General features: G+C 69.9%; 6 protein-coding genes. 4 read left to right on the top strand and 2 right to left on the bottom strand.

The genetic code is table 11. The features are described from left to right. Positions 1-635, bottom strand: a 635-nt coding sequence (locus tag HY703_08220; GenBank protein MBI4545164.1) for a hypothetical protein, incomplete at its 3' end; no start/stop codon positions are given. Between the two features lie 418 nt (positions 636-1,053). Here HY703_08220 and HY703_08215 point away from each other — a divergent pair. The 3 genes from HY703_08215 (at position 1,054) to HY703_08205 (ending at position 3,222) form a co-directional block, all read left to right on the top strand. Further along, complete coding sequence (locus HY703_08215) at positions 1,054-1,644, top strand: nucleotidyltransferase family protein (protein MBI4545163.1); 591 nt, start codon at positions 1,054-1,056, stop codon at positions 1,642-1,644. Between the two features lie 347 nt (positions 1,645-1,991). Next, positions 1,992-2,882: an XdhC family protein gene (locus tag HY703_08210; protein ID MBI4545162.1), complete on the top strand. Its 891-nt coding sequence runs from the start codon at positions 1,992-1,994 to the stop codon at positions 2,880-2,882. Next, a complete protein-coding gene (locus tag HY703_08205; GenBank protein MBI4545161.1) occupies positions 2,869-3,222 on the top strand; it encodes an XdhC family protein in 354 nt (117 codons plus the stop codon). Before HY703_08210 ends, HY703_08205 begins: the two co-directional genes overlap by 14 nt. A 116-nt stretch (positions 3,223-3,338) precedes the next feature. Here the strand turns inward: HY703_08205 and HY703_08200 are convergent, their stop codons facing one another. After that, the gene (locus HY703_08200) at positions 3,339-3,815 is read right to left on the bottom strand and encodes a hypothetical protein (GenBank protein MBI4545160.1); all 477 of its coding nucleotides are present in this window, start codon (positions 3,813-3,815) and stop codon (positions 3,339-3,341) included. Between the two features lie 423 nt (positions 3,816-4,238). On the opposite strand from HY703_08200, the gene glnA reads away from it, so the two are divergent. Further along, positions 4,239-5,720 carry a type I glutamate--ammonia ligase gene (gene glnA, locus HY703_08195; protein MBI4545159.1) on the top strand — a complete coding sequence of 494 codons (1,482 nt, stop codon included), beginning with the start codon at positions 4,239-4,241 and terminating at the stop codon, positions 5,718-5,720. The last annotated feature ends 466 nt before the right edge of the window (positions 5,721-6,186 follow it).

The raw sequence follows: 6,186 nt of genomic DNA, 5'->3' as shown, positions 1-6,186 counted from the left end.
GTGCCCCCGACCCAGAGGCTCAGGTGGCTCGAGGCCGCCAGGATCAGCGACAGCCCCGCGTGCCCGCCCAGGGAGACCCAATCCCGGTCCGACCAGCGCACCTGCGGCCGCTCCGTGCCGCCCGGGTTCGAGTACGCGTCCCGGTGCCCGTCCGACAACTTGAGGCGGTGCCAGGCGAGTGCAGGCCCGAGCGGCACGCGGAAGGTGATCATGCCGGAGCGCCACACGACCAGCCGCCACCCCACATCCGCGCCAATCATGAGCAGTGACCGGTCGTGCGTCTCCGGCGCGGCGATGCCGCTGTAGCTGCCGGTCGATTCCGTTTGCATGCCGCTCACGGTGAGCGCGAGCTCCCCAACCCGCTGCGTGCGCCAGCTCCAGCTCGCCACCAGCCCCAGGCTGGCGCCGCTTCGCTCCTGGTATTGCGAGCCGTAACTCTGGTTCCGGTCCTGGACGTAGACGCGCCCACGGTAGAAATACTGCGGCGACACGCCGGCCACCCCCAGCGAAGCTGTCCAGCGGGGCGGCTGCAGGTCCTGAGCAGCCGCCTGCGCCTGCCGGAGCGCAAGTGATGGGCAGCACAGGAGCAGCACGAGTGTGCCGCGTCGCACAGGTCTTACAAGAAGGTGCTTCATTCCACGCCGACTGAGGAGAACCAGGGACGCCGTACGGGCGGGAGCGCCGAAAAGGGTCGCCAATATTAAAGGCGGGGGCGGAGCCGGACAAGGGGCCGGAAGCGCTACGGCGCTGCGCGTGCTCCGCTCCGCCTCGGAAACCGGCACATCCGGGTGAGGTCGTGGAGTTCGCCGCTCGGGTAATGCAGAAGTTCGCTGCCTCCGAGTGATTCAGGAATATCCGGCTATCACGATCGGATCGCTGCCTTGCCGGCGGACCGGGCGGCGTGCGGCCCCGCATCCCTGCCGGGCGCGGCACCGGGTTGACGGAGCCTGCCGCGGAAGGGCAACTTGCGCGGGACGACCAGGTCACCTTTCTACGAGACCAGGCGCTGCCATGCAGCCGAGCAGTCAGCACCGGATGGGCGGTGAGGGCCCTGTGGACGGCGTGGTTCTGGCGGCCGGCCGCTCCCGGCGCATGGGCCGGGCCAAAGCGCTGCTCGAGCTTCAGGGCGAGCGCTTCCTCGAACGTGCCATACGCGTCCTGGCGGCCGCCGGCTGCCGCAGCGTGCTGGCCGTGCTCAATGCAGCGGACGACGCGGCGATCCGCGCGGCGCGCGCGGCGGGTGCCGGCATCGTGCTGAACCCGCACGCTGGCAGCGAGCAGGTCGACTCGCTGCGTCTCGCCATCCACGCCCTGCCGGCCGACGGCGACGCGGCCCTGGTCCTGCCCGTAGACCGGCCGCTGGTCCAGGAGGCGACCGCGCGCGCTCTGATCGAGGCGTTCCGCGCCACGCGGAAGACCGTGGTCCGGCCGGTATGCCACGGGCAGGCCGGGCACCCCACGCTCTTCGCACGCAGCGTCCTGCTCGAGATCCTGGAGACCGAACTGCCCGAGGGCGCCCGCTCGATCATCGCCCGGCACGCGGCGGACACGCACGACGTGGCGGTGGACGACCCGGGGATCAACCAGAATATCGACACGCCGGAGGATTACGCCGCGCTCCTGTCACGGCTGCAACAGGGGTAGTGCGACGGCTATCTGCCGCGGCAGCTCAGCGAGCGAAAGGCACCGCTCGGGGGGGCTTGCTCAACATAGCGCTTGCTGCCCAACGGCGTTGCTTGCCGGGGACGAGGAGGCGCGGATACTTTCGCCTGAGCACACGTCCGGCCCACTCGCCTCGGCCCTGAACGCCAATCCGGATCGGCTGGGTAGCGGCTCGGCACCAAGGGCCATTTGGCCAACACTGCTGACGGGCGCGCATGCGCCGCCAACTCCTGAGTCGGGACAGCAACTGGCTACACACTGGCAGCAGTTCTGCTGACCCGGTCGAACAACATGACTGTTCACCTTTTCCCGCGGGATCGGGAACGATCTTGAAGCACGAGCCAGGCGGAAGGAGAGGAGCCGTCTCCGGCACCAGCCTTGGCCCGGCGGATGCGGCCCGCGCCGCGCTCGAGGCGCTGGAGGGCGGACCGGCCGTGGCATTGGTCACGCTAGTCGAGGCGCCCCGCAGCACGGGGCGCGGCCGCCGGTTGCTGCTCCTGGGCACGGGCGAGACGCGGGGGATGCTGGGCGAGGAAGCGCTCGACCGGCGCGCGCTCGAGCTGGCGCGCGAGGCGCTGGCTGGCGCGCCACCCCGAAGCTGCGCCCTCGAGCTGGACGGCCGGGAGTACACCCTCTACGTGGAGGCGCAGCACGCGGCCGAGGAGCTGGTGATCGTGGGCGCGGGCCACATCGCCGTGCCGCTGGCGCAGCTCGGCAGCCTGCTCGGGTTTCGCGTGAGCGTGCTCGATGACCGCGAGGAGTTCGCCACGCCGGCCCGCTTCCCGGACGCGGCCCGCGTGCTGCACGCCGACTTCGCCGACCCCTTCCGCGGCGTGACCCTCGGGCCGCGCACCTGGGTCGTGCTGGTGACCCGCGCGCACAAGTACGATTTCGACTGCCTGAAGCGGCTGCTGCAGCGCTCGACGATGCCGCGCTACATCGGCATGATCGGCAGCCGCCGGCGCACCCGCGCCGCGTTCCAGGCGCTGGCCGACGCGGGCGTCCCGGCCGAGCGCCTGGCCCTGGTGCGCGCGCCCGTGGGGCTGGACATCCAGGCGGAAACGCCCGAGGAGATCGCCGTCAGCATTGCCGCCGAGATCATCCAGCTCCGCCGCGGCCCCGAGTCGGCCCCGGCAGGTGAGCCGACCCCTCTGGCCCGGAAGGAACGCGTGCTGGAACGGCTGGTACGCCGGCGGGCGGAGCAGAATGCAGGACGCTGACGTCTACCGCGCCCTGGTCGAGGCGGCACGGGCCGGCCGCGCCGTGGCGCTCGCGACAGTCGTGGATGTGCGTGGCTCCACGCCCCGGGACGTGGGCAGCAAGATGCTCATCGACCCGGCCGCCGGCCTGGTCGGCACCATCGGCGGCGGCTGCGGCGAGGGCGAGGTGATCGAGGCCGCGCAGGAGGTGATCCGGAGCGGACTGCCCCGCACGGTGCGCGTCGAGCTCATGGATCCGATCGACTCGTGGAGCCCGGCCGTGTGCGGCGGGATCATGCACGTCTTCATCGAACCGGTTCTCCCGGCCCGCAACGCCAGTCCGGACGAGTCGCCACGATAGGGGCGACACGGCGACACGGCGATGTGGCGATACCGCCCTGGTGCGGGAGCGGATGCGGGTGCGTATGGGAGTAGGGCGGTCGCCGTGTCGCCGAGGGAGCAGGGCGGAGGCTAGTGCTAGTACCAGTCCGGCGGCGGCCAGGCGGCCCGCCGAGGACGCCACGGCCGAGGCTCCGTAAGCCCCGGGATCCGCCGGCCGTACTCCCGGCCGTACCCTCGCCAGGCGGACGGCGGCGCGCCCCGGCGCTGATGCCGCCGCCACTCCAGCCATTCGTGCAGCTCCTCCCACGCGTCCTCCGGCCAGATGCGCCGCCCTTGCGCAGGCGACGCCTCACGTCGGAACTGCTGCCACTCGAGATACGCGTCCAGCAGCGCGCCAGGGCGGTACGGACCCCGCATCTCGAAATCGTAATCGTGCAGCTCGTTCCACGCCGGATCCGCCCGATCCACCCCGAGCCCCACTGCTCGTGCGCCCAGAAGGGTTGATCGTATCGCATCGCCAGGTCCCGCTCCTCCCGCCTCCAGCCGCGTGACGCGCCCCACTCCTGATCCCTCTCCCTGCAGGGCCGCCGTGCCGCGGCCCCGCCGTGCCACGGGCCCCCGGCTCCGCTAACCGTGGCCCCCTTCGCCAGGGGAGCGAGGGCGAGACACGTGGACAGGCGGCCAGCACTGCCCACCCATCCAAATTGCGATATCCTTTCGTACCCGTACCCGCACCCGCACCCGCACGCGCATCGATAACACCTTTGCTATCGCCATACCAACCCGCGTTCCCGCGTCCGTTCTCGCAGCCTTCCCGGCTCGCGCTCGGGGTGTCGCAAGCCATTGTGACATTTGACGCGATGCCCCTGGACGCATCGGCTGCGGCCGGCCCGATTCCTGCAAATCGTCAACGCGGAAGTGGTCAAGTGTTCCGAAGATGCTTGACGGCGGGGGCCACGGACCATAGCTTGGCGGCGGTGGGCGGGCGGCTGCGCCCGGTACCCACACACCACCCCACGCGCGGAGGCAGATCTTATGGCGACAGCGGAGGCGACGGCGCGGGCAGCGGGAAGCCGGCAGGCAGAGGCCGACCGGCGGGCCCCTCTGGCAGAGGACGTGCTCCGGCTGATTCGGGAGCAGGGGGTCGAGATCGTGGACCTGAAGTTCACGGACTTGCTCGGGACGTGGCAGCATTTTTCTGTTCCGGCGGAAGAGCTGGTGGAGTCCTGCTTCGAGGAGGGGCTGGGCTTTGACGGCTCGTCGATCCGCGGGTTCCAGGACATTCACGAGAGCGACATGTTGTTGATCCCGGATCCGGCCGCCGCCTTTGTGGATCCTGTCTGCCGCGTCAAGACGCTCTCGCTGGTGTGTGACGTGCGGGACCCGGTGACGGGGGCGCCGTACAGCAGGGATCCGCGTTACATCGCGCGCAAAGCCGAGAGCTACCTTCCGCGCACGGGCATCGCCACCCAGTCCTTCTGGGGGCCGGAGGCGGAGTTCTACGTCTTCAATTCCATCCGCTTCGACCAGGGTGCGCATTTTGCCTTTTACGAGGTGGACAGCGAGGAAGGGATCTGGAACAGTGGGAAGAACACAGGTCCCAACCTGGCGTATCGTCCGCGGCATAAGGAGGGATATTTTCCGGTCCCGCCGGTGGATCGGCTGCAGGACCTGCGCAGTGAGATGGTGCTGCGGCTGAAGGACGCGGGTGTGCCGGTGGAAGTGCATCACCACGAGGTGGGCACGGCGGGTCAGGCGGAGATCGACATGCGCTTCGGGCCGCTGGTGCGCATGGCGGACCAGGTGCAGATCTACAAGTACGTGGTGCGCAACGTGTGCCATGCCCACGGCTACGTGGCCACCTTCATGCCCAAGCCGCTGTTCGGGGACAATGGCTCGGGGATGCACGTGCACCAGAGCTTGTGGAAGGACGGGAGCAACGTCTTCTTCTCGGAGACGGGGTACGGCCAGATCTCGGACGTCGCGCGCTGGTATATTGGCGGGCTGATCGCGCACTCCCCCGCCCTGCTGGCCTTCTGCGCACCCACGACCAACTCGTACCGCCGGCTGGTGCCCGGTTACGAGGCGCCCATCAACCTGATTTACTCGCAGCGCAACCGTTCAGCGATCTGCCGGATCCCCGTGTACTCGCGCTCGCCCAAGTCGAAGCGCATCGAGTACCGGGCGCCGGACGCCGCGGCGAACCCCTATCTGGCGTTTGCGGCCATGCTGATGGCGGGGCTGGACGGGGTGAAGCGGCGCATCGAGCCGCCGGAGCCGATTGACAAGGACCTGTACCACCTGTCGGAGTCCGAGCGGGCGCGGGTCAGGAACACGCCCGGCTCCCTGGCAGACGTGCTGGCGGCGCTGGAGGCGGACCACGCCTTCCTGCTCGAGGGGGAGGTGTTCACGCAGGACGTGATCGACACCTGGGTTGCCTACAAGCGCACGCGCGAGGTCGAGCCGATGCAGCTCCGGCCGCACCCCTACGAGTTCTTCCTCTACCACGACGCCTAGTCGGCCTCCCCTTCCCGGCGCAACTTCGGGGCGCGGGCTCCTTCGAGCCCGCGCCCCTCTCTTACGTGGCCTGCAGGGCTGCTCGCGCTGCGCCTGAACTCCTTTTGCCGGTACTGCGCAGCGGCCGCGGCGCCGGGATCATAGCCGCCGAAATCGAGCTGGCTCGGGCCGCAGGTGCGGAACACGTGCGACCGATCACGGTGCAGCCCCGGGAACCCGAGTGCCGCCCCGCGGATTGGAGCGAAGGAGAGCTTCAGGGTACGGGTCTTGCGCGCAGCGCGGGTTCCTGCGCAAGGCGGGGCGAGGCGGCCGGGCCGATCTTGGCCGGGTCGCCTCGCGTTCACTTGGCCGCACATGCCTCTGGGGGTTCTGGGGCCGCAGGTCCAGAATTCTCCAACCAGCCGGCGCGAAGGGAGCCCGGCGCAACAGTCCTGGAAGGGAGGGAGGATTCATGAGAGCCACTCGT

The sequence above is a fragment of the Gemmatimonadota bacterium genome (assembly GCA_016209965.1).
In the GTDB taxonomy this organism is placed as follows: domain Bacteria; phylum Gemmatimonadota; class Gemmatimonadetes; order Longimicrobiales; family RSA9; genus JACQVE01.
The sequence above is the reverse complement of the archived record's forward strand: the minus strand, read 5'-3'. Positions and strand labels throughout refer to the sequence as shown.